We start from the raw sequence: 21,221 nt of genomic DNA on the forward strand, positions 1-21,221 counted from the left end.
GCAGTTTCTTTCGCCCGATTTGCACGCTTGGGATGTTTGATGCGTTGACCTTCCTCGCCCTGCGGCATAGCTGGCAGGCATGGCCCGTGTTCCTCTTTTGCAACTGAACGAAATATCCCTGACCTTTGGCGGCGATCCTGTCTTTGAGGACCTCAGCCTTGTGGTGCAGCCCGGTGACCGTGTGGCGCTGGTTGGTCGCAACGGCTCAGGCAAATCCACCTTGATGAAGGTGATGGCCGGGCTGGTTGAACCGGACAACGGTGACGTGATCGCCGGGCCGGGCATTTCCGTGGGCTATATGGAGCAGGACCCTGATCTATCCGGCTTCGCGACATTGGGCGAATTTGCGGCGCACGGTCTGGAAGCCTCCGAGATGTATCTGGTTGAGCGGGCGGGTGAGGGTCTTAAATTCGACCCCGTGCGCCCGGTTGAAACCGCCAGCGGTGGCGAACGACGGCGGGCCGCTCTGGCGCGGTTGATGGCGGGCAGCCCTGATCTGATGTTGCTGGATGAGCCCACAAACCATCTGGACATCGAAGCCATCGCCTGGCTTGAAAACGAACTGCGGCATAGCCGAAAGGGCTATATTCTCATCAGTCACGACCGGGCGTTTTTGCGCGCCCTGACGCGGGCAACGCTCTGGGTGGATCGCGGTGCCGTGCGGCGGCAGGAAAAGGGGTTCGCCGATTTCGAGGCATGGCGGGATCAAGTCTGGGAAGAGGAAGATACGCAGCGGCACAAGCTAAATCGCAAAATCAAGGCTGAAGCCCGCTGGGCCGTGGAAGGGATTTCCGCCAGACGCAAGCGCAATCAGGGCCGGGTGCGCGCCTTGCAGGACCTGCGTGCCGAACGCGCCGCGCAGATCAGGCGGCAAGGCACTGCGGCGATGGCGCTGGATGCAGGGCCGAAATCAGGCCGCAAGGTGATTGAAGCGACGGCCATCACCAAGGCATTTGCGCAAAACACGATCCTGAAACCGTTCTCCCTGACCGTTCAGCGCGGCGACCGCATTGCGCTGGTTGGTCCGAATGGCGTGGGGAAAACGACCCTGCTGAACATGCTGATCGGGCGGGAAACTCCGGACAGCGGTACCGTCAAGCTGGGCACAAATCTCGACATTGCGCTGTTTGATCAGGCCCGCGCGCAGATCGATCCGGACATGAGCCTTTGGGACAGTCTGACGGGTGATCCGGACATGCGCGTCTCCGGCAAGGCGGATCAGATCATGGTGCGGGGCGCGCCCAAACATGTGGTCGGATATCTCAAGGAGTTTCTCTTTGATGAGGCGCAGGCCCGCGCGCCGGTACGTGCCCTGTCTGGGGGTGAAAAAGCGCGGCTGCTGCTGGCCAAGATCATGGCGCGGCCCAGCAACCTGCTGGTGCTGGACGAGCCGACAAATGATCTTGACGTGGAAACGCTTGACCTGATGCAGGAGCTTTTGGGGACCTATGACGGGACCGTCCTGCTGGTCAGCCACGACCGCGATTTTCTGGACAGAGTGGCCGCGACAACCATCGCGATGGAGGGCGACGGCAAGGCGACGGTCTACGCAGGCGGCTGGAGCGACTATATCGACCAGCGCGGTCAGGATGATTTTGCGCAAAGCGTGGTGAAATCCAGACAGACGCAAGCGCAAGACAAACCCAAAGCGGCGGCCAAATCCGGGCTGAGCTTTACCGAAAAGCACCGTCTCGAAGCCCTGCCTGCGGAACTGGAACGGCTTGAGGCTGAAATTGCAAAACTGGAAATGCTTTTGAGCGACCCGAACCTCTTTTCCGAAAATCCGGTGAAGTTTCAGAAAGCGACGGATGCATTGGTCGAAAGACAAGCGAAATTGTCGGCGGCAGAAGAGGAATGGTTGCTGTTGGAAGAAAAAGCTTCCGCCTGATCTCAGCGCATCCTGAGCGCGCCGTCGATGCGGATGACCTCGCCGTTCAGGTATCCCGCCTGAACGATGAACCCCGCCAAAGCGGCATATTCAGACGGATTGCCCAAGCGCGGCGGGCAGGGCACATCTGCGGCCAGTTGCGCCTGTATGTCTTCACCCAGGCCCGCCAGCATCGGCGTCATGAAAATGCCCGGCGCGATGGTCATCACCCGGATGCCCAGTTTCGCCAGATCGCGCGCCATGGGCAGGCACAACCCGACGACGCCCCCCTTGGAGGCCGCATAAGCCGCCTGACCTTTTTGCCCGTCAAAGGCCGCGATGGAGGCGGTGTTTATGATCACGCCGCGTGCGCCATCGGGTTCCGGTGTATTCTGCTGCATGGCGTCGGCGGCCAGACGGGCGACGTTAAATGTGCCGACCAGATTGATGTCGATTGTGCGCTGGAAGGCGCTGAGCGGATGCGGCCCGTCCCGCCCCACGGTCTTGATGGCATCCGCGATACCGGCGCAATTCACGGCGGCAGTGATCCGGCCCATCTTTTCTTGAGCCAGTTCAATGGCCGCCTTGACGGACGCTTCATCCGTGACATCGGTTTCGGCGAAATGCCCGCCAATTTCTGCGGCGACCGATGTGCCGCGCTCCACGTCCCGATCCAGAAGCGTTACCTGAGCGCCGAGCGCTGAGAAATGGCGCGCGGTCGCCTCACCTAGACCGGAAGCGCCGCCGGTGACAATGGCCGCAGTGTTTGCAAGTTGCATGGAAACTCTCCCGATCTGAACGCTTGTTCAGATAATCACGGGACGGCGCGCCTGTCTAGCCATTCTCCATCAGTGCACGGTCCAGACGGGCAAGAGGTCGGAGCAGGCGCGTTATCGGCGGCCACCAGAGCCATGTGCCGCCCAGACGGTCAATCTGCGCCCCGGTGCCCAGCTTGAAACGCGCGAGCCCCTGTCCGTCCTCGGTGTCGATCAACCCCAGATCAAGCTGCGCAAGGCCTTTTGACTTCGCCCAGGAGATCGCCGCCCACAGCAGCAGCGTGTGCGCAGAGGCGAGCCGCCCGGCTGGTTTGCTGTGGCCCATATGATAATGTGCGGAATTTCCGTGCCGAAGGATCAGTATGGCCGCCACGGGTTCTTTCCCCCAAAAGGCAGTGAAAAGCTTGGCGTGACTGCGGTTCTCGCGCCCGTAGGCCAGGGTCAGCGCCAGCGGCCAATTGCGATACCGGCGCTTGAGTTGTTGGCGCGCCTCTGCCTGGAAAAACCAGTGATTGGGATCATCGGGCATGTTTTGACGCGTCACACGCAAGCGCTGTTTTCCCCCATGCTTCAAACGGTTACGCCATTTCTGATGCAGGTTCTTGCGTAAATCCTGCAAGTCCGGCGACAGATCAAGCGCAGCTTGGGTCGCGGGGCTCACCAAGGGCAGCGCGCCGATGTGTTGAAGCGGCATCGGTTGATCGGGCGCAATGATGACCGGGCTTTTTGTCCCAATGGCACGGACGGTTTGTCGAATGTCGTCCGGCAAATCCGCGCGCGGGCACGTCATCATATGCACCATTACCCGGCCAAAACTTCTTTGAAGGATGAGCGTTCCGTCTGCCGTGCGCAGATGCGGTGTCCGGGTTGCGGCCAGCGCACGCTCAAACTCCGGGCTCTGTTGCAAGGGGATGTCGGGGGCGATCGGGGCGGCATCAAACATGCCCGACATTAACGCCCTTGAAACCTAATTCGTGGTTAATCGCGTCATGAAAAAAACCGTCCAAGGCCTATCCGCCCCCGCTCCCCGCCTGACCAAGACCGCCGCATTTCTGATCGCCACGGGCATGTCGATCCCGGTATTCGCGGTACTGACGTTGGTTGAGTGGCTCTGGTTCTAGCCCAGTTGCACCAATGCGTGACGTTTTTTGCCTGCGCTCAATTTGATCGGGCTTGAAAGCGCGTCTGCGTCGATCATCAACCCGGCATTGGTCAGCGGCTGGTCATCCAGACGCGCACCATTTTCGGCAATCAGACGCTTGGCCTCCTTGCCGGAGCCCGCAAGCCCTGATTTCACGATCAGTTGCACAACGGATATGCCGTCGCCCAGATCACTTTCCGAAAGCGTCAGCGTGGGCAGGTCATCCCCGACGCCGCCCTTTTCAAAGACTTCGCGCGCCGTGGCCTCCGCCGCTGCCGCGGCTTCCGCACCGTGCAAAAGCGTGGTCACCTCATTGGCGAGCCGCACCTTGGCCTCGTTGATCTCAGCCCCCGCCAGCGCGCCCAGCCTGTCACATTCATCAACCGGCAATTCGGAATAGAGCTTCAGAAACCGCCCCACATCCGCATCGGTGGTATTGCGCCAGAACTGCCAGAACTCATAAGGCGACAGCATGTCACCGTTCAGCCAGACAGCACCCGACTGGGATTTGCCCATTTTCTTGCCATCAGATGTGGTCAGCAGCGGTGAGGTCAGACCGTAGACCTCACCATCAATCACCCGGCGCGTCAGGTCGATCCCGTTGACGATATTGCCCCACTGGTCCGAGCCGCCCATCTGCAGGATGCAGCCGTAGCGTCGATGCAGCTCCATGAAATCGTAGGCCTGCAAGATCATGTAGTTGAATTCCAGAAACGACAGCGATTGTTCGCGATCAAGCCGCGATTTCACACTCTCGAAACTGAGCATCCGGTTGATCGAAAAATGCCGCCCGATGTCGCGCAGGAAATCAAGGTAATTGAGATCATCCAGCCATTCGGCGTTGTTGATCATCATCGCGTCGGAGGGTCCGTCACCGTAGGTCAGATACGCCGAAAACACCCGTTTGATCCCGGCGATATTGTCGTCAATGGCCTGCGCGTCCAGCAAGGGGCGTTCATCGGCGCGAAAGGACGGATCGCCCACTTTGGTGGTGCCCCCGCCCATCAATGTGATCGGTTTGCCGCCTGTTTTCTGCAACCAGCGCAGCATCATGATTTGAATGAGCGATCCCACGTGCAGGGACTTCGCCGTTGCATCAAAACCGATATACCCCGCGCGTCCACCTTTGAGCAGCGCCTCATCCAGCCCTTGATAATCGGTGCAGTCCGCGAGAAAGCCGCGCTCCATCATCACAGCGACAAAATCTGATTTCGGGTGGTAGGTCATCTTGCTTGCTCTCGGCTTGAATTGCGCCCACTCTATAGGCGGTGAGCAGACAAAGGAAAAGGCTTTGAAAAGGGCCATTGAAAAAACCGGCATCGTGACGGCCTTGGGCGCGATGAGCGGCACCTCACTTGACGGGGTGGACGCGGCCATTCTGCGTACCGACGGGGTGGACATAGACGGATTTGGCCCATCGTCTTACCGGCCCTATTCGCCCGCAGAGCAGAACGTTCTGCGTGGGGCTCTGGGGCAATGGTCCGGCGATGCGGTCGACGCGGCAACGGATGTTGTCGAGCAGGCGCATCTGGCACTTTTCGAGCAGTTTGTTGACTATGATCTTGTGGGGTTCCACGGTCAGACCCTTGCCCATGCGCCGCGCACAAAGGGCACATTGCAGGTGGGGGATGGCGCGTGGTTGTCGCAGGCTTTGGGACGCCCGGTTGTCTGGGACTTCCGCAGCAGTGACGTTGAGCTTGGCGGCGAAGGCGCGCCACTGGCACCGTTTTTCCACTTTGCCTGCGCCCGCCATATCGGTGCCACAGACCCCCTGGTTTTTCTTAATCTCGGTGGGGTTGGCAACCTGACGTACGTGAACCCGATGTGCGCGCGTGCTGAGGATGCGGGCGCGCTCCTGGCTTTTGATACAGGCCCGGCCAACGCGCCGCTGAATGATCTGTTGCAAACCCGGCTGGGTATCGCCTTTGACGAGGATGGCCGGATCGCGCGGCGCGGCACAGTTGAACAGGGCGCTTTGGAGCTTTTTCTGGCGGAGCCTTACTTTTCCCGTATTCCGCCCAAGTCACTGGACCGGAATGATTTTTCGGAAATGATCGCCTTGGTTGCCGAGTTGCAGGACCCGGATGCGGCGGCAACTTTGACAGCCATGTGCGCCGCAGGGGTGGCGGAGGGGATTCAGCATTGCCCGAAGCCACCCGAACAGGTTCTGGTCACCGGCGGCGGGCGGCATAATCCGGTATTGATGGAAATGCTGGCCGTGTCACTTGATTGCCCGGTGCGCGCCGTTGAAGCGGTGGGTCTTGATGGCGATATGCTTGAAGCACAGGCTTTTGCCTATCTGGCCGTACGGGTAGCGCGCGGGTTGCCCACATCCTGCCCCGGTACCACTGGTGTCAGAGCAGCCGTTGGCGGGGGCATCGTGAGTTCACCATCAGCCACGGACATCGCCGTATAACCGCACCCGTCACGGGGCACGCGGAATGTCAAAACCGGGCGGTGCGAGTTCAAACCCCTCAAACTGAAACCCGGGCGAAACGGTGCAACTGACCAGCGTATAAACGCCGGTACTGCGCGCCGCTTGCCAATGATGTGCTGGAACGATGATTTGCGGCGCGCCCTTCGTCAGGTCCGGCCCAAGCAAGTGGTCTGTTGCGGGCCCCGCGTCATCCGCACTCATGGAAAGGATGAGCGGCGCGCCCGGCGTGATAGAGCCAGATTTCCGTGGCATCCACCCGATGCCAATGGCTGGTCTCACCCGCGGCGAGCAGGAAATAAATGCATGTCCCGCTTGGGCGTCCGGGCCCTTCGGCACCCCAGGTCTGACGATAGTGACCGCCCTCGGGATGGGGTGAAAGATTAAGGCGGGCGATGATCTCTTGTGCTGTCATGGGGGCAGGTTAATCTGCGTGGTGGGGCGGGCCAAGGGAGACTTGTGTGAAAATCATCGTCATTGGGGCCGGGATCATGGGCGCGCTGATGTCCTACCGGCTGGCGGAGGCAGGAGCCGACGTTACCTTGCTGGAAGCGGGCCAACCTGCATCCGCCGCTTCGGGCGCATCGTTCGGGTGGATCAATGCCAATTTTTTCCTCAACGAAGATCATTTCCGTTTGCGCTTTGCGGGCATTGACGCGCACAGACGGCTCCTGCGCGATCTGGGCACCCGCGCAATTGGCTGGCCCGGTGCGCTGGTCTGGGAAGAGCAGGGCGGTAGATTTGATGCACAATATAACACCCTGAAGGAATTGGGTTATTCTGTGCGGGTGGTCGACGCGGCAGAGTTCGCCACTCTGGAGCCCCATGTCGTCCCACCGGAACGCGCATTACTCTTTGAAGAAGAAGCCGTTGTCGATCTGGTGGCGCTGACCTGGGACGCTTTATGCGCGGCGACCGCCAGCGGTGCAAAACTGATCGCAGGTGTCCGCGCGACCAATCTGGTTGTCGGGAACGGCAAAATCGTCGGTGTCAGGACAGATGCGGGCGACCTGCAGGCAGATCAGGTTGTTGTCTCGGCAGGGGTTGGCACGCAGGCGCTGTTGCAGAACGTGGATGTCCCGGTCCCGATGTTGCACAGGCCCGGTTTGATCCTGCGCTCGGAGGTGTCACCGCCGCTTTTGCATCATGTATTGGCTGCCCCGGATCAGGAATTACGTCAGACGCCGGAGGGATATCTTCTGGCACCAACGGCCGCCAACCATCAGGCAGATGACGCGGACCGCATTGCTGAAACACCCGATGTTCTGGCAGATCGCGCCACGCTCCGTGTGCAAAAGATGCTGGATCGCCCATTCCGTTGGGAGCGCGTGAGTATGGCAGAAAGGCCCATGCCAGAGGATGGATTGCCGGTCATTGGACCCTGCGGACCACAGGGCCTTTATGCGGTGACGATGCATTCCGGTGCCACATTGGCACCGCTGGTAGCAGAACTGGCAACAGCGGAGATTATGGGCGTCGGCCTCTCAGGCGAGCGGACGCGCCTCTTGTCGCCCTACCGACCGCAGCGCTTCACAGAATGAATTCATAGAATACCAAAGACGCCTCTGTACCCGGCGGCAATTCGGAATAAGGACCGCGTTCGACAAATCCCAGTTTCTCATAGAGTTTGCGCGCACCTTCAAATTCTTTGTTTGTATCCAGCAAGATACGCGCATATCCATCGGCGCGGGCCTGGTCTATCAAGGCCTGCGAGACCATTTTCCCGGCACCCGATCCACGGGCTGCATCTGTTACGAAAACGCGCTTTATCTCGGTATCAGAGCCGTTCAGCGGGTGGCTCATGCCACATCCCACCGGCACGCCATCGCGTTCCGCCAGAAAGATAATGCCTTTGGGTCGGGCATGTTTCACGGGCAGGTCGGCCATCAGCGCCCGATAGGCGTCTTCGGGGTAAAAGACGCTCGCCAGTTTGCGCATGTTGGGGTTAAAATTGAGCAGATAGTCGCGGTAGGCCCAACACAAGGATTGCACGGCGGGTAGGTCGCGCGGCATGTCTGCCGCGCGGATCGAAATACCAGCCATTAGCGCAGAATGGTGCGCCCGGCGTATTCAGCCGTTTCGCCCAATGCTTCTTCGATGCGGATCAATTGGTTGTATTTGGCAAGCCGATCTGACCGTGCCAGTGACCCGGTTTTGATTTGCCCGCAGTTTGTTGCAACCGCCAGATCAGCGATGGTGGCATCCTCTGTCTCGCCGGAGCGGTGCGACATGACGTTCGTGAAACCCGCGCGGTGTGCCATATCCACGGCTTTGAGCGTTTCGGTCAAGCTGCCGATTTGATTGACCTTGACCAGCATTGAATTGGCCGATCCGCGTTCAATGCCCATGGCCAGCCGTGCGGGGTTGGTCACAAAAAGATCGTCACCCACAAGCTGTACGCGATCGCCGAGTGCCTGTGTCAGCGCCTTCCAGCCGTCCCAGTCGTCTTCGGACATCCCATCTTCAATGGAAATGATGGGGTAGTCGTTGACCAATGCTGTGAGGTAGTCGACGTTTTCTTCCGACGAAAGCGTTTTGCTCTCGCCCGCCAAAACATATTGGCCGTCTTTATAGTATTCGGTCGCCGCGCAATCCATGGCCAGGTAGATGTCATCGCCCGGTTTATATCCGGCTTTCTCAACGGATTTCAAAATGAAATCAAGCGCATCCCGTGTGGAGTTAATGTTGGGGGCAAAGCCGCCTTCGTCGCCGATCCCGGTGGAAAGACCCGCCGCAGAGAGCTCTTTCTTGAGTGTGTGAAACACTTCGGAGCCCATGCGAACGGCCTCGCGGATATTGTCCGCAGCGACCGGCATGATCATGAATTCCTGAATGTCGATGGGGTTGTCGGCGTGTTCACCCCCGTTGATGATGTTCATCATTGGTACCGGCAAGACCCGCGCCGAGGTGCCACCAACATAACGGTAGAGTGGCTGAGCGCAGAAATCTGCCGCTGCCTTCGCGGCGGCCATGGAAACACCGAGAATGGCGTTGGCCCCCAGTCGTCCCTTGTTGTCGGTGCCGTCGAGTTCGATCATGGTTGTGTCGATATCGACCTGTTCGGTGGCATCGATGCCCACAAGCGCTTCGGCGATCTCGCCATTCACCGCAGCGCAGGCTTCCAACACGCCTTTGCCCATGTATCGGGATTTGTCGCCGTCGCGCCTTTCTACGGCCTCATAGGCCCCTGTCGATGCGCCGGACGGCACCGCAGCGCGGCCCATGGTGCCGTCTTCTAGGATCACATCGACCTCCACCGTCGGGTTTCCCCGGCTGTCAAGGATTTCACGGGCGTGGATGTCGATAATGGTGCTCATGGCAGGCTCCTTTGATCACTGTTGATCGCGTCATAGCGGGATGCGCCGCACATGGAAACCCTTAGGCGCTGTTAGCGGGAACATACCTTTCCCGCCAAAGTGTGTAGAGGCCCGACGCAACGATGACTGACGCACCAAGAAAGGTCATCGTGTCGGGGTTTTCATCAAAGACAAATACACCCACAATGAGGGCGAAAATGATGCGTGAATAGCGAAAAGGCGTGACAAAACTGACCTCGCCGATGCGCATCGCGGCCACGATCCCGTAGTAGGCGATCATGCCGATCAGCAGGGCAATCGTGTAGTAAACCCAATTGGACGGCGACAGCGGCACCACAGTTGTCCCGTTGAACCAGATCAGCAGGGCCGCGGCTGGGATCAGCACAAGAAAAGCCAGGAAACTCAATTGCATCGTGGATGTTTCTTTGGGCACGCGCCGGGTGGCAAGATCGCGGATGCCCAGACCGATGACACCCTGCAGCGCAAAAAGAGACAGCCAGCTAAAACCCTCTGTGCCTGGACGGATGATCAGCAAGACGCCAAGGAACCCGACCAGAATAGCGGACCAGCGTCGCCAGCCGACGGCTTCTTGCAGAAAAAGGGCAGCCCCCAGGGTTACAAAGAGAGGCGTCGCTTGCAAGATGGCCGAAGCTGACGACAGAGGGGTCAGGGCAATGGCGGTCACAAAACCGATGGTGCCGATGAGTTCGCCAATAGCGCGGAGCAGGATCGCGCGCGTCATCATGCTGCGGGTAAAAAGCGGCTGGCCTTGCATGATCAGGATGCCTGCCGCGAGTATCGCACTGCCAACGCCCAACATCCCGATGATCTGACCCACGGGGAGGGCAACGGCCATGAACTTGATCAACATGTCTTCGACTGCGAAGCCGAGCATGGCGAAGACCATCAGGGCCGCGCCGCGTAAATTTTCCATGGGGTTTCCTGCCGTGCCTTTGAAGCGGGTCTAGGGCGCGGGCCGGGCGAAGTCCATGCGCCTACGGGATTTTATCCGGATGGTCGAAAAAGGCCGAGCGTCCCGAGCGTTTGTGCCAGGCTGCAATCAACTGGTTGGCCGACTGCGCGACGGGAGCTGTGGAATCCACGGTGAAATCATAGGTCATTCCGGCGTGCACGGTCTGGAAATCTGCTTTGGCCGAGCCTTTGAAGCGATCTCCGCGGGCGATTTCGCGGGCTTGCAGCACATCAAGCGGGCAGTGGAGGCCGACGAAAAACAGATCTTGGTCCACAAGCGTCTGGCGTAGTTGCGGGACATCGACATGTTGATCGAGAATATGCTCTAGAATCAGATTGTTGCCTTCCGCCATGATGACGCCAACCGAGTGCGCGAAGGCGCTTAGGAAAGCGGGGCGTAAACTTGACCAATTAAATTCGCCGGATTGAATGCGCGCCGAAGGCAGAACGCCTGCGTCTTTGATGTGGTCAATGGAGTAGTGCCAGAAGGGCGCGTCGATTGTGCTTTGCAGCGCGCGGGCCAGGGTGGATTTGCCGCTGCTGGAGGGGCCATGCAGCAAAATGATCTTGCCCGGCGGCACAGTTACTCCTTTTTGAGCGGTACGCCGTAGAGCTCAAGCCGGTGGCCGCGCAGTTCATAACCCAGTTTTTTGGCGATCCGGTCTTGCAGCGCCTCGATTTCGGCGTCGACGAATTCAATGACCTCGCCGGAGTTCATGTCAATGAGGTGGTCATGGTGATCGCGCTCGGCATCCTCGTAGCGCGCACGCCCGTCGCCGAATTCCAGCTTGTCCAGAATGCGGGCTTCCTCAAAGAGTTTTACCGTGCGGTAGACCGTTGCAATAGAGATACCAGCATCAATTGCCGAGGCTCTTGCATAAAGCTCCTCGACATCAGGATGATCCGCGCTGTCTTCGAGCACCTGAGCGATGACGCGCCGTTGCCCGGTCATGCGCAGGCCCTTGTCCTCACAGCGTTTGATGATCGAATTGTTCATGCCAAGACCCTTGAACCGTGGCTTGCAGGTTTAACGGGATTCACCAGGCGCTGCCAGACGCGATTTGCGGTGGCTGTTGACTTCTGGCCCGTAAACCCCCATGTGCCTGTCAAGCGAAGCCTTCTGCCGCGTGAGCAGTCATGAGCGCCCGGGATGATCCCCGTCAGATGCGCCAAATTCAAAGGCCCGCCGATGTTCCCAAAATCACGCGTGGGTCCAAGCGCAGCGGACAAGTGTGGGCATATGGCCTCGCTTGCGATCCGTTCTGTGTGTCCCAAGCGGTGTCCGAGCGGGCATGGCAAAGATTATTTGCGTGCCGGTCCGGTGCGCTGGAAAGAACAAAATGAGCGATTTTGATATGATGGACCTGCCTGCCAAGCTGGTGGCACGTCTGAAAGCGATGGGTCTGAACGACCCGACACCGATCCAGAAACAGGCCATTCCTTATGCGCTGAACGGGCGCGATGTGATGGGTCTGGCGCAGACGGGTACCGGTAAAACGGCGGCCTTTGGCGTGCCGCTGGTGGCACAGATGCTGGAACTGGATGGGCGGCCTGCGCCGAAATCGGTACGCGGTCTCGTGCTGGCGCCGACGCGCGAGCTGGCCACCCAGATCAGCGTGAACCTGCGTGCCTTTGCTGAAAACACGCCGATCAAGGTGGCGATGGTTGTCGGTGGCCAGTCGATTAATAACCAGATCAAGCGACTTGAGCGCGGAGTTGATCTGCTGGTTGCCACACCGGGTCGATTGCTTGACCTGATGGACAGGCGCGCCGTCCGTCTGGATGAGGCGGTGTTTCTGGTGTTGGACGAAGCCGACCAGATGCTCGACATGGGGTTCATCCACGACCTGCGCAAAATCGCGAATGTGATCCCGAAAGAGCGCCAGACGATGCTCTTCTCGGCCACCATGCCCAAACAGATGAACGAATTGGCACAAAGCTATCTGCGCAGCCCCATTCGTGTTGAAGTCTCGCCTCCGGGTAAGGCCGCCGACAAGGTTACGCAGGAAGTACACTTTATCGCGAAATCGGAAAAAGCCGGTCTGCTGATCGAGATGCTGGACAAGCACCGCGAAGAACGCGCGCTCGTCTTTGGGCGGACGAAACACGGCTCCGAAAAGCTGATGAAGACGCTGGTCAAGGCTGGCTATGCGGCCGGATCAATCCACGGCAATAAAAGCCAGGGGCAGCGGGATCGTGCGATTGCTGCCTTCAAATCCGGTGAGATCAAGGTGCTGGTGGCCACGGATGTCGCGGCACGCGGTCTCGATATTCCGGATGTGAAACACGTCTACAACTATGATCTGCCGAACGTCCCGGACAATTATGTGCACCGGATTGGCCGCACCGCACGGGCGGGCAAGGATGGCGCGGCCATTGCTTTCTGCGCGCCCGACGAGATGGGTGAATTGAAGGCCATTCAAAAGACGATGGGCATCAGCATTCCGGTGGGGTCAGGACGCCCATGGGAGGCCGTGGATATCCCCGAAGGAACCAAGCCCAAAGGGCGGGGCCGGGGCCGGGGACGCGGTGGTCGCCCGCAGGGTTCCGGCAACACCAATGCAAGCCAGCCGCCGCAGGGTAAAAAGCCGGGTGGCGGACGACGCCGTCGGCGGGGTGGTGGCAAACCCGGTGGAGGTCAGCGCGCTGCCTGACCTGTGGCAGGCGGTCAAACGGCGGGGTCAGTGCCCCGCCTTCCTGGATCAGGTGTAAAGCGAAGGGACGCCCAGTTGATCGTGGATGCCGTTCACCGATTGGGCATCCAACCCCAGACCCTTGGCCAGTTTGTGCAGGTATTCCGCCTCTGACTGATTGTCGAGGTTGATGCCGAGAACGGAGACCGCATAGACCTGTTGTTCCATTCCGCGCGGAACCTGTGCGACAAGCCCATCCACATCGACGGGCGCGCCGAGTTCTTTTTGCACAAACGCGGCTTCTTCCGCATCGACATCGTCGCCCAACTGCCCCAGCAGTTTCTCGCGTTCCGCGTCATCGAGCTTGCCATCCGACTTGGCCGCCTGGATCATCGCGCGCAACATCAAAGCTGCGGCGGCTTCCTGATCTGCGCTGGGTTCAATCTCCGGTTCGGGGGTTGCGTCAAACGACGAATTCAGCACTTCGCCGAAACTGCCCTTGCTGGTTTGCGGGCGGCGTTGTGCCTGCCCGGCCAATGCGCCGAGCAATCCACCCGCACCGGCGCCACCGGCAAGACCCGACAGCATATCCTGCAGCCCACCGCCTTTGCCACCGGCAAGCCCTTCGAGCAGCCCCCCAAGCCCACCGGGCATGCCGCCAGCGGACCGCGCTCCCGATTTTCCGCCCAGCAAACCGCCCAACATGTCTTGCAGATCGCTGCCGCCGCCATCTGAATGCTGGCCGCCAAAGGAACGTCCGCTGCCCGCACGGCCTGCGGCATCGCGTACCATGCCACCCAGACCGCCACCGCCGCCCTTCATCATGCTTTGCGCGCCTTTCGCAACGGCAACGCCGATGGCTACCTTTGCCAATGTCTTCATCAAACTCATTTCGAAAATCCCCACCTGATCAATTGATAGGGGGCAGTCTGGCATCATTTTGGGGGCGCGTAAGGGGAATTATTTTTCAACGGCACCTTTTTGCTGCGAAGGGCCTGCTGCCAGAAGGCCGCGCAATTGACAATTCCCAAGGGCCGACGCCATCTGAGATATGGAACGAAAATCACACATCGACGCTTTTGGAGCGACCGCATTGATCGCCTTCGCCTTGCATCTGGCGTTCAATCAAGTGGTCATCAAATGGACCAATGGTGGATTTGGGCCGATCTTCGCCGCTGGTCTTCGTTCTGCCGGCGCGGTCGTTATCTTGCTCATCTGGATGAAGATGCGCGGGGTCAGTTTTTCCGTACCGCGCGCGGCCATTCCCGCAGGCATTGTCAGTGGTACGCTCTTTGCGCTTGAATTCATGTGCCTTTTCACAGCGCTGGATTTCACGACCGTTAGCCGGGCATCGGTTATTTTCTATTCCATGCCTGTCTGGCTGGCGCTCATCGGGCATTTCCTGCTGCCGTCAGATCGCATGAGTGGTTTGCGCAGCATCGGGCTTGTGATGGCCATGGGCGGCGTTGCCTTGGCCTTGCTTGACCGCAGCGATGTGACAGCCAGTACAAAAGGAGATGTTCTGGCACTTACCGCCGCAATTTGCTGGGCGGGGATCGCCCTTTGCGTCAAAGCCACGCCACTCAAGGACGTGCCGCCCGCGCAGCAATTGATGTTTCAGGTCGCAATCTCTGCACCCTTGTTGCTGCTTGCATCTTTGTTTGCGGGTGATTTTCTGCGCGATCTGCAACCCGTCCATGTCGCGGGCCTGCTATTTCAGATCATCGCTGTGGCGAGCCTAGGGTTTCTGGCTTGGTTTTGGCTGCTGTCGATTTATCCGGCCTCTTCGGTCGCCTCGTTCAGCTTCCTGTCGCCGGTATTTGCGGTGATTCTGGGCTGGTTGATCCTCGGTGAAGATGTGGGTCCAAAGGTCTGGATTGCCCTGTGTCTGGTCGCCGCGGGTATCTACCTGATCAACCGAAAACCCGGAAACGGCTGAAAATCACGTTCCGCAAAAGGTTGCGGCAACCCTCTGTGCCTTGCTCGGTGCGCGCATCAGGTCGGTGTCGGTTGTGCCATAGGGGTCAGACACGGCCTGCAACAAACGGTGAAAAGGCGCGTAGTCACCGGCCACAGCCGCTGCGATCATTTCCTCAATCCGGTGGTTGCGCGGGATGATCCGGGGGGAGGCGGCCCGCATGGTCTTTTCAGTGTCGATGACACCCTTGAGGCGCGCCCGCCACCGCAGTTGCCACGCATCAAAGGCATCGCGGTCAACAAACTGGTCGCGGGCATTGCCACGCGCAAGCGCATCGAACGTGTTGGTGAAATCCGCGCCGTCCTTTTGCATGAGCGCAAGCAGATCCTCCAGCAGGCCCATGTCCTCAGGCTCAGGTTCTTTAAGCCCGATCTTGGCACCAAACCGCTTGCGCCACGCCTCTTCGATCTGGCCGGGCATGGCGTGCACGATTTCTGTCGCTTCATCGATCATGGTTGATGGATCGTCATATTGTTGCAGGAGCGATGTGGCAAATTGCGCCATGTTCCAGACGACGATACGCGGCTGATTTGAATAGGCGTAGCGCCCCATCTGATCAATCGAGCTGAACACGGTATCGGCATGATATTCATCCAGAAACGCGCAAGGACCATAGTCGATGGTTTCGCCAGAAATCGTGCAGTTATCGGTATTCATGACCCCGTGGATGAAACCAACGGACATCCATGCCGCAATCAGATCAGCCTGTGCTGCGCAAACGGCGCGCAACAACCCCATGGGACCTGTCGCATCGGGGTAGTGCCGATGGATCGCATACTCAGTCAGTTGCCTGAGTTCGGATTTCTGGCCGCGATGGGCAAAGACCTGAAAGGTGCCCACACGCAGGTGGCTGGCGGCAACGCGCGTAAAGATCGCGCCCGGCAGAACCGTCTCGCGGATTACGTCCTCGCCGGTCAGGGTGGCGGCAAGTGCGCGGGTTGTCGGAATGCCCAGAGCATGCATTGCTTCGGACACCACGTATTCGCGCAGGACCGGCCCCAGCCAGGCACGACCATCCCCCATGCGGGAATAGGGCGTCGGGCCGGATCCTTTCAATTGGACATCGCGGCGGAGGCCGTCGGTGCCAACCACTTCTCCCAGCAATATTGCTCGCCCGTCTCCAAGCTGCGGGTTAAAGCTGCCAAACTGATGGCCCGCGTATAATTGCGCCAGCGGTGTGGCACCAGGCGGCACGGTCGCGCCGGAAAAAACGGCGACGCGGTCCTCTTCGGTTGCATCGGTGATGCCAAGTAACCGCCCCAGCTCCTCATTGTAGGCGACCAGTTTGGGTGCGGGCACCTCCGTCGGGTTCAACCGTGTGTAGAAAGCCTCAGGCAGCCGGGCGTAACTGTTGTCAAAGGGCGCAGAGAAGGTCATTCACCCGATATAGGGATTTCAACGGGTGCACGCCAGTGATCGGATTTTCAATTCGAAGCGGCGTGATCCGCAAAGGCTAGAACGCGCGGCTCATCAGCATCGATTTTGGGCGCGCGGAAAAACCGGCCCGACCATAAAGACGCTGTGTTTTTTCCGCATCGCGATCCACTTCCAGATGCAACGCCTTCAGCCCGGCGGCCGCAAGAGCGCGGGGCAAGGTCTGCAAGGTTTCCGATGCGATGCCGCGTCCGCGCACACCGGGGCGGATGTAGAGCTCATCGATAAAACCATCCAGCCCGCCGAATTCAAGCGACCAGCCAAATGTGATCACCACGTAGCCGATGGGCGCGCGCGCAGGACCAATCAGATAGGCCACGCCATGCGGTGAGCCATCCAGCAACGGCGAGATACCGGCGCGACGCGCTTCTGCCCCCAACGCGATGCCGTTTTCCTCATGAAAAGCGGCCACGAGTGCATCAAGACGGTCGAGATGTTCCGGCGTTGCCAGTGTGAGTGCAGCGCTCATAGCCGGGCCAGCCGTTCTGTCAGGAGCGAGAAAAACCCATCCGCGTCAAGGTCTTTGATAAAAAGCGCATTGGGCGGGCGATCCGTGACCCCCCACCAATCTGCGACCGTCATGCCCATCGTGAGCTCCGAGCTGGTTTCGATCTCCACATTGATATGACGCCCGGAAAAGAGGTCTGGCCGTAGCAGATAAGCTGTCACGCAAGGGTCATGCAAAGGTGCCCCATCAGAGCCGTATTTTTCCTTGTCAAACCGTTCAAAGAAATCAGTCATCTGTGCCACAGCCGTACCCACAGGTGTCTTTAGATTTCTGAATGCCTCGTTGCGGTCGGGCGTTACCAGAGCCTTATGCGTAACATCGAGCGGCATCACGACAATATCAGTTCCGGATTTAAACGTAATTTCAGCAGCTTGCGGGTCGACGTAAATGTTGAACTCTGCCGTGGGTGTGATGTTGCCAACTTCGAAATAAGCACCCCCCATCAGGACGATTTCCTGAACACGCTCTGCAATGTCGGGAGCTTTGTTGAACGCGGTCGCGATATTGGTGAGCGGACCAAGCGGGCAAAGTGTCACCGTGCCGGGCGGTTCTGCGCGCAAGGTTTCGATGATGAAATCGACGGCGTGTGTTTCCTGAAGCGGCATCTGCGGGTCTGGCAGGACAGGCCCGTTCAACCCGGTTTTGCCGTGTACATGTTCGGCAGTTACCAGTTCACGCCCAAGAGGCCGGTCGCATCCGGCATAGACCGGCACTGCGGTCTTTCCCGCTAACTCGCAGATAATGCGTGCATTTTTTGACGTAAGTTTGAGAGGAACATTGCCAGCGACACATGTGATCCCGAGCACGTCGATTTCTTCCGGACTGGCCAGCGCAAGCAGGATTGCAACTGCGTCGTCTTGTCCGGGGTCCGTGTCGATGATGATTTTTCGTTGTACCATTTGGCCTGTTTGCCGCCCGCTCCAAAGATTGTCCAGCGCACTTTGTGGAGCGGCGCAGGCTTTGAGGATGTTCCGGTGCGGTCGCGGGCCGGTTCACGCCCGAGGCGCGGGCAATTTGCCTTCTGATATTCAGGAACATTCCATAAGAAATCAATGCTCAGGCCCACCCAAAAGATCCCGGCGGGAACATGAAATGACGCTTCGAAGGCTTGGCGGCATTTCGCCGGGACGTCAGCGCGTTTAAGCAGATTTTTCTTCCGATTTCACGACGTCCCAAAGTGCGTCCATTTCTGCCAGATCACTCTGGGTGGGTGATTTGCCGTTTTCGGCCAGCTTTGCTTCGATCTTTTCAAACCGGCGGGTGAATTTTGCGTTAGCAGCGCGCAGGGCCGCTTCCGGATCGAGCCCAAGGTGACGCCCCAGATTGGCCATGACGAAGAGCAGATCGCCAAACTCTTCTTCGATCTCGGCTTGGGTCAGCTGATCGCGCGCTTCCACCAGCTCGTCCGCTTCTTCCTTGATCTTGTCCAGCACCTCATGGGTCGAGGGCCAGTCAAATCCGACGCGCGCCGCCCGTTTTTGCAATTTCAACGCGCGCAGCAGGGCCGGCAAGCCGATGGCGACACCATCCAACGTGCCCTGTTGCGCCTTGCCCGCCCGTTCTGCCGCTTTGATCGCTTCCCAATCCGCGGTTTGCTGGTCGGCGGATTTATCGCGGGAAGCATCGCCAAAGACATGCGGGTGCCGGGCAACCATCTTGTCTGAAATGGCCCGCACCACGGATTGAAAGGTGAAATGACCTGCTTCTTCACCCATGGCCGTGTGATAGACCGTTTGCAACAGCAAATCCCCTAACTCGCCCTCAAGCTCTGACCAGTCGCGCCGCGCGATGGCATCGGCAACTTCGTAAGCCTCTTCAATGGTATAGGGGGCGATGCTGTCGAAATCCTGTTCAATGTCCCAGGGGCATCCTGTTTGCGGATCGCGCAGGCGGCGCATGATTTCAAGAAGGCGGTCAATTCCGGCGTTTGGGTCGTGGATCAGGTCTTCAGCCATTGCAGCGCGCCTATCTGTCGTGTCACATGCACCTGACAAAGAAACGACCAAGGAGTCCACCCCATGCCTGTCGTAAACCGGATCGCCGATATGAGCACCGAAATGACCGAATGGCGTCAGCATTTGCACACCATTCCCGAGCTTGGGCTGGAGTGCCATCAGACCGCCGCGTTTGTGGCCGAAAGGTTGCGGGAATTCGGGGTTGATGCCGTGCATGAGGGGATCGCCAAAACCGGGATCGTTGCGATCATTGAAGGGCGTGGCGCAGGACCAACCATCGGATTGCGCGCGGATATGGACGCTTTGCCGATGACAGAAGAAACCGGTGTTGAATACGCCTCCAAACATCCCGGAAAGATGCATGCCTGTGGTCACGACGGGCATACGGCGATGCTGCTGGGGGCGGCAAAATACCTGACCGAGACGCGCAATTTTGCCGGTCGGGTGGCGTTGATCTTCCAGCCCGCAGAGGAATTCGGCGGCGGTGGCGAGGTCATGGTGCGCGAAGGGATCATGGAGAAATTTGAGATCAGTCAGGTCTATGCGATCCACAACGCGCCGGGCAAGGATTTCGGTAAGTTCCATACAACGCCCGGGCCGATCATGGCGGCGGCCGATACGTTTCACATCCATGTCACGGGCAAGGGCGGGCATGCCGCACGCCCCTTCGATGCGATTGATCCGGTGGTAGCGGCCTGTTCGATTGTGCAGGCCTTGCAGACCATTGTCAGCCGCAATCACAACACCAAGGACACGCTGGTTGTCTCCACCACGCAGATACACACCGGAACGACCGACAATGTGATCCCCGAAACCGCCTATATCAACGGCACTGTGCGCACCTTTGACAAAGAAGTGCAGGCCATGGTGGTCAAACGTATGGAAGAGATCGTTGCCGGGCAGGCGGCGTCCTTTGGGCTCAAAGCAGAGCTGACGTTTGAATTCGGCTATCCGCCGACGGTCAATGACGCCGAGAAAGCCGCTTTCGCTGCTGAGGTTGCCGCAGATGTGGCGGGGGCTGCCGGTGTGGAGGACAGGGTCACGCCGGTGATGGGGGCGGAAGATTTCTCCTATATGCTGGAGGCACGGCCCGGCGCCTATCTGATGCTGGGGCAGGGGGACACGGCAGGCGTTCACCACCCGAAATATAATTTCAATGATGAGATCGCGCCGATTGGTGCCTCGTTTTTTGCGCGCATCGTCGAACGTGCCCAACCGGTGGCAGGGGCCTAAAAGATGGCTTTGGAAGACGCAAAGACGCAGATCGACCACGCTTTCACCCGCGAGGATATGAAAGGCCCGAGTTTTGAGCTGACATTCGGGGGGGCGCTGTCGTTTTTGCGGCGCAGATACACCAAGGACCTGAGCGGTGTGGACATCGCCGTGACGGGGGTGCCTTTCGATCAGGCCGTGACAAACCGTCCCGGAACCCGCCTTGGCCCGCGCGCCATTCGCGAAGCGTCGAGCCTGCAGGCCCCGGATGCGCCCTACGGCTGGCCTTTTGATGTGCTCAGCGAACGCACGATCATCGACTATGGCGATCTGGCCTTTGACTACGCGGATATTCCTTCCTTTCCGGGCAGGCTCACCGACCACATTCGCGGCATCCTGAACGCAGGCGCAGCCAGCGTTGTGCTGGGCGGCGATCACTATATCAGCTTCCCGATCCTGAAAGCCTACGCCGAAAAATTCGGACCCATCAGCCTGTTGCAGTTCGACGCACATACCGACACCTGGGTCGACGACGATTTTTCGCGCGTGGATCACGGGACGATGTTCTATAAGGCGGTGAAATCCGGCATCGTCGATCCGGCCTCATCGGTACAGGTGGGCATTCGTACGACCAACGCGGACACATTGGGTGTCAACATCATTGACGCGCGCGAGGTCCATGAAACAGGCCCCGGGGCCGCTGTGGCAAAGATCAAATCCATTTTGCAGGATCGCCCCTGCTATCTGACCTTTGACATTGATGCGCTGGACCCGGCCTATGCACCCGGCACCGGCACGCCCGTCTGGGGCGGGCTTACCTCTGCACAGGCTGCCATGATGTTGCGCGATCTGGCGGGGATCAACATCCGTGGTGGGGATATTGTTGAAGTCTCGCCCCCGTTTGATACTACGGGCGCGACGGCGATTGCCGGGGCGCATGTTGCCACCGAATTGCTGTCCCTGCTGGGGCACCGGATGCGCGAAGAGGCGTGAG

Annotated in this window: 21 protein-coding genes and 1 pseudogene; 8 read left to right on the forward strand and 14 right to left on the reverse strand. The window is 59.2% G+C overall.

What is annotated here, in order from left to right:
- The first annotated feature begins 79 nt into the window (after positions 1 to 79).
- Positions 80 to 1,888, forward strand: coding sequence for an ABC-F family ATP-binding cassette domain-containing protein (locus tag ACOTTU_RS03010; RefSeq protein ID WP_425656017.1), 1,809 nt, complete (start codon positions 80 to 82; stop codon positions 1,886 to 1,888).
- 2 nt (positions 1,889 to 1,890) lie between these two features.
- On the opposite strand, the gene ACOTTU_RS03015 is transcribed toward ACOTTU_RS03010, so the two are convergent.
- On the reverse strand, positions 1,891 to 2,646 hold the full coding sequence (locus ACOTTU_RS03015; RefSeq protein WP_425656018.1) for an SDR family NAD(P)-dependent oxidoreductase: 756 nt from the start codon (positions 2,644 to 2,646) through the stop codon (positions 1,891 to 1,893).
- A gap of 55 nt (positions 2,647 to 2,701) precedes the next feature.
- Positions 2,702 to 3,595, reverse strand: coding sequence for a GNAT family N-acetyltransferase (locus ACOTTU_RS03020; RefSeq protein ID WP_425656019.1), 894 nt, complete (start codon positions 3,593 to 3,595; stop codon positions 2,702 to 2,704).
- 37 nt (positions 3,596 to 3,632) lie between these two features.
- On the opposite strand from ACOTTU_RS03020, the gene ACOTTU_RS03025 reads away from it, so the two are divergent.
- Positions 3,633 to 3,764, forward strand: a complete 132-nt coding sequence (locus tag ACOTTU_RS03025) for a hypothetical protein (protein ID WP_425656020.1) — start codon at positions 3,633 to 3,635, stop codon at positions 3,762 to 3,764.
- Here ACOTTU_RS03025 and tyrS read toward each other — a convergent pair.
- Positions 3,761 to 5,011, reverse strand: coding sequence for a tyrosine--tRNA ligase (gene tyrS / locus ACOTTU_RS03030; RefSeq protein ID WP_425656021.1), 1,251 nt, complete (start codon positions 5,009 to 5,011; stop codon positions 3,761 to 3,763). The genes ACOTTU_RS03025 and tyrS overlap by 4 nt on opposite strands.
- A 64-nt stretch (positions 5,012 to 5,075) precedes the next feature.
- Here tyrS and ACOTTU_RS03035 point away from each other — a divergent pair, with 64 nt between their 5' ends.
- Positions 5,076 to 6,200: an anhydro-N-acetylmuramic acid kinase gene (locus ACOTTU_RS03035; RefSeq protein ID WP_425656022.1), complete on the forward strand. Its 1,125-nt coding sequence runs from the start codon at positions 5,076 to 5,078 to the stop codon at positions 6,198 to 6,200.
- A gap of 9 nt (positions 6,201 to 6,209) precedes the next feature.
- Here ACOTTU_RS03035 and ACOTTU_RS03040 read toward each other — a convergent pair.
- A pseudogene (locus ACOTTU_RS03040) lies at positions 6,210 to 6,633 on the reverse strand (cupin domain-containing protein).
- A 46-nt stretch (positions 6,634 to 6,679) separates the two neighbouring features.
- Here ACOTTU_RS03040 and ACOTTU_RS03045 point away from each other — a divergent pair.
- Positions 6,680 to 7,759, forward strand: a complete 1,080-nt coding sequence (locus ACOTTU_RS03045) for an NAD(P)/FAD-dependent oxidoreductase (protein ID WP_425656023.1) — start codon at positions 6,680 to 6,682, stop codon at positions 7,757 to 7,759.
- On the opposite strand, the gene ACOTTU_RS03050 is transcribed toward ACOTTU_RS03045, so the two are convergent.
- The 5 genes from ACOTTU_RS03050 to ACOTTU_RS03070 form a co-directional block, all read right to left on the reverse strand.
- Positions 7,749 to 8,261: a GNAT family N-acetyltransferase gene (locus tag ACOTTU_RS03050; RefSeq protein ID WP_425656024.1), complete on the reverse strand. Its 513-nt coding sequence runs from the start codon at positions 8,259 to 8,261 to the stop codon at positions 7,749 to 7,751. The genes ACOTTU_RS03045 and ACOTTU_RS03050 overlap by 11 nt on opposite strands.
- Entirely contained in the window at positions 8,261 to 9,535 is a 1,275-nt protein-coding gene (gene eno / locus ACOTTU_RS03055; protein ID WP_425656025.1) for a phosphopyruvate hydratase, read from the reverse strand. The genes ACOTTU_RS03050 and eno overlap by 1 nt, the downstream gene beginning before the upstream one ends.
- Positions 9,536 to 9,596: 61 nt before the next feature.
- The gene (locus tag ACOTTU_RS03060; RefSeq protein WP_425656026.1) at positions 9,597 to 10,469 is read right to left on the reverse strand and encodes a DMT family transporter; all 873 of its coding nucleotides are present in this window, start codon (positions 10,467 to 10,469) and stop codon (positions 9,597 to 9,599) included.
- Between the two features lie 61 nt (positions 10,470 to 10,530).
- Positions 10,531 to 11,088, reverse strand: a complete 558-nt coding sequence (locus tag ACOTTU_RS03065) for a chloramphenicol phosphotransferase CPT family protein (RefSeq protein ID WP_425656027.1) — start codon at positions 11,086 to 11,088, stop codon at positions 10,531 to 10,533.
- Between the two features lie 2 nt (positions 11,089 to 11,090).
- The gene (locus ACOTTU_RS03070) at positions 11,091 to 11,504 is read right to left on the reverse strand and encodes a Fur family transcriptional regulator (RefSeq protein ID WP_298912455.1); all 414 of its coding nucleotides are present in this window, start codon (positions 11,502 to 11,504) and stop codon (positions 11,091 to 11,093) included.
- Between the two features lie 343 nt (positions 11,505 to 11,847).
- Between ACOTTU_RS03070 and ACOTTU_RS03075 the strand changes: the two genes are divergently transcribed.
- Positions 11,848 to 13,161, forward strand: coding sequence for a DEAD/DEAH box helicase (locus ACOTTU_RS03075; protein WP_425656028.1), 1,314 nt, complete (start codon positions 11,848 to 11,850; stop codon positions 13,159 to 13,161).
- Between the two features lie 48 nt (positions 13,162 to 13,209).
- Here the strand turns inward: ACOTTU_RS03075 and ACOTTU_RS03080 are convergent, their stop codons facing one another.
- On the reverse strand, positions 13,210 to 14,031 hold the full coding sequence (locus tag ACOTTU_RS03080; protein ID WP_425656029.1) for a tellurite resistance TerB family protein: 822 nt from the start codon (positions 14,029 to 14,031) through the stop codon (positions 13,210 to 13,212).
- A 160-nt stretch (positions 14,032 to 14,191) separates the two neighbouring features.
- Between ACOTTU_RS03080 and ACOTTU_RS03085 the strand changes: the two genes are divergently transcribed.
- Positions 14,192 to 15,079 carry a DMT family transporter gene (locus ACOTTU_RS03085; protein WP_425656030.1) on the forward strand — a complete coding sequence of 296 codons (888 nt, stop codon included), beginning with the start codon at positions 14,192 to 14,194 and terminating at the stop codon, positions 15,077 to 15,079.
- Positions 15,080 to 15,082: 3 nt separating this feature from the next.
- Here ACOTTU_RS03085 and ACOTTU_RS03090 read toward each other — a convergent pair whose 3' ends face one another.
- The 4 genes from ACOTTU_RS03090 to mazG all read right to left on the reverse strand — a co-directional run bounded on the left by ACOTTU_RS03090 (position 15,083) and on the right by mazG (position 19,015).
- On the reverse strand, positions 15,083 to 16,495 hold the full coding sequence (locus ACOTTU_RS03090; RefSeq protein WP_425656031.1) for a protein adenylyltransferase SelO: 1,413 nt from the start codon (positions 16,493 to 16,495) through the stop codon (positions 15,083 to 15,085).
- A 76-nt stretch (positions 16,496 to 16,571) separates the two neighbouring features.
- Positions 16,572 to 17,021 (reverse strand): GNAT family N-acetyltransferase, encoded by a 450-nt coding sequence (locus tag ACOTTU_RS03095; protein WP_298912437.1) that lies wholly within the window; start codon positions 17,019 to 17,021, stop codon positions 16,572 to 16,574.
- A complete protein-coding gene (locus ACOTTU_RS03100; RefSeq protein WP_425656032.1) occupies positions 17,018 to 17,959 on the reverse strand; it encodes a nucleoside hydrolase in 942 nt (313 codons plus the stop codon). The genes ACOTTU_RS03095 and ACOTTU_RS03100 overlap by 4 nt, the downstream gene beginning before the upstream one ends.
- A gap of 240 nt (positions 17,960 to 18,199) precedes the next feature.
- Entirely contained in the window at positions 18,200 to 19,015 is an 816-nt protein-coding gene (gene mazG, locus ACOTTU_RS03105; RefSeq protein WP_425656033.1) for a nucleoside triphosphate pyrophosphohydrolase, read from the reverse strand.
- Between the two features lie 63 nt (positions 19,016 to 19,078).
- Between mazG and ACOTTU_RS03110 the strand changes: the two genes are divergently transcribed.
- Positions 19,079 to 20,248, forward strand: a complete 1,170-nt coding sequence (locus ACOTTU_RS03110; protein ID WP_425656034.1) for a M20 aminoacylase family protein — start codon at positions 19,079 to 19,081, stop codon at positions 20,246 to 20,248.
- Positions 20,249 to 20,251: 3 nt separating this feature from the next.
- Entirely contained in the window at positions 20,252 to 21,220 is a 969-nt protein-coding gene (gene speB, locus ACOTTU_RS03115; RefSeq protein WP_425656035.1) for an agmatinase, read from the forward strand.
- The last annotated feature ends 1 nt before the right edge of the window (position 21,221 follow it).

It is taken from the genome of Roseobacter sp. EG26, from assembly GCF_049830555.1.
Lineage (GTDB): Bacteria > Pseudomonadota > Alphaproteobacteria > Rhodobacterales > Rhodobacteraceae > Roseobacter.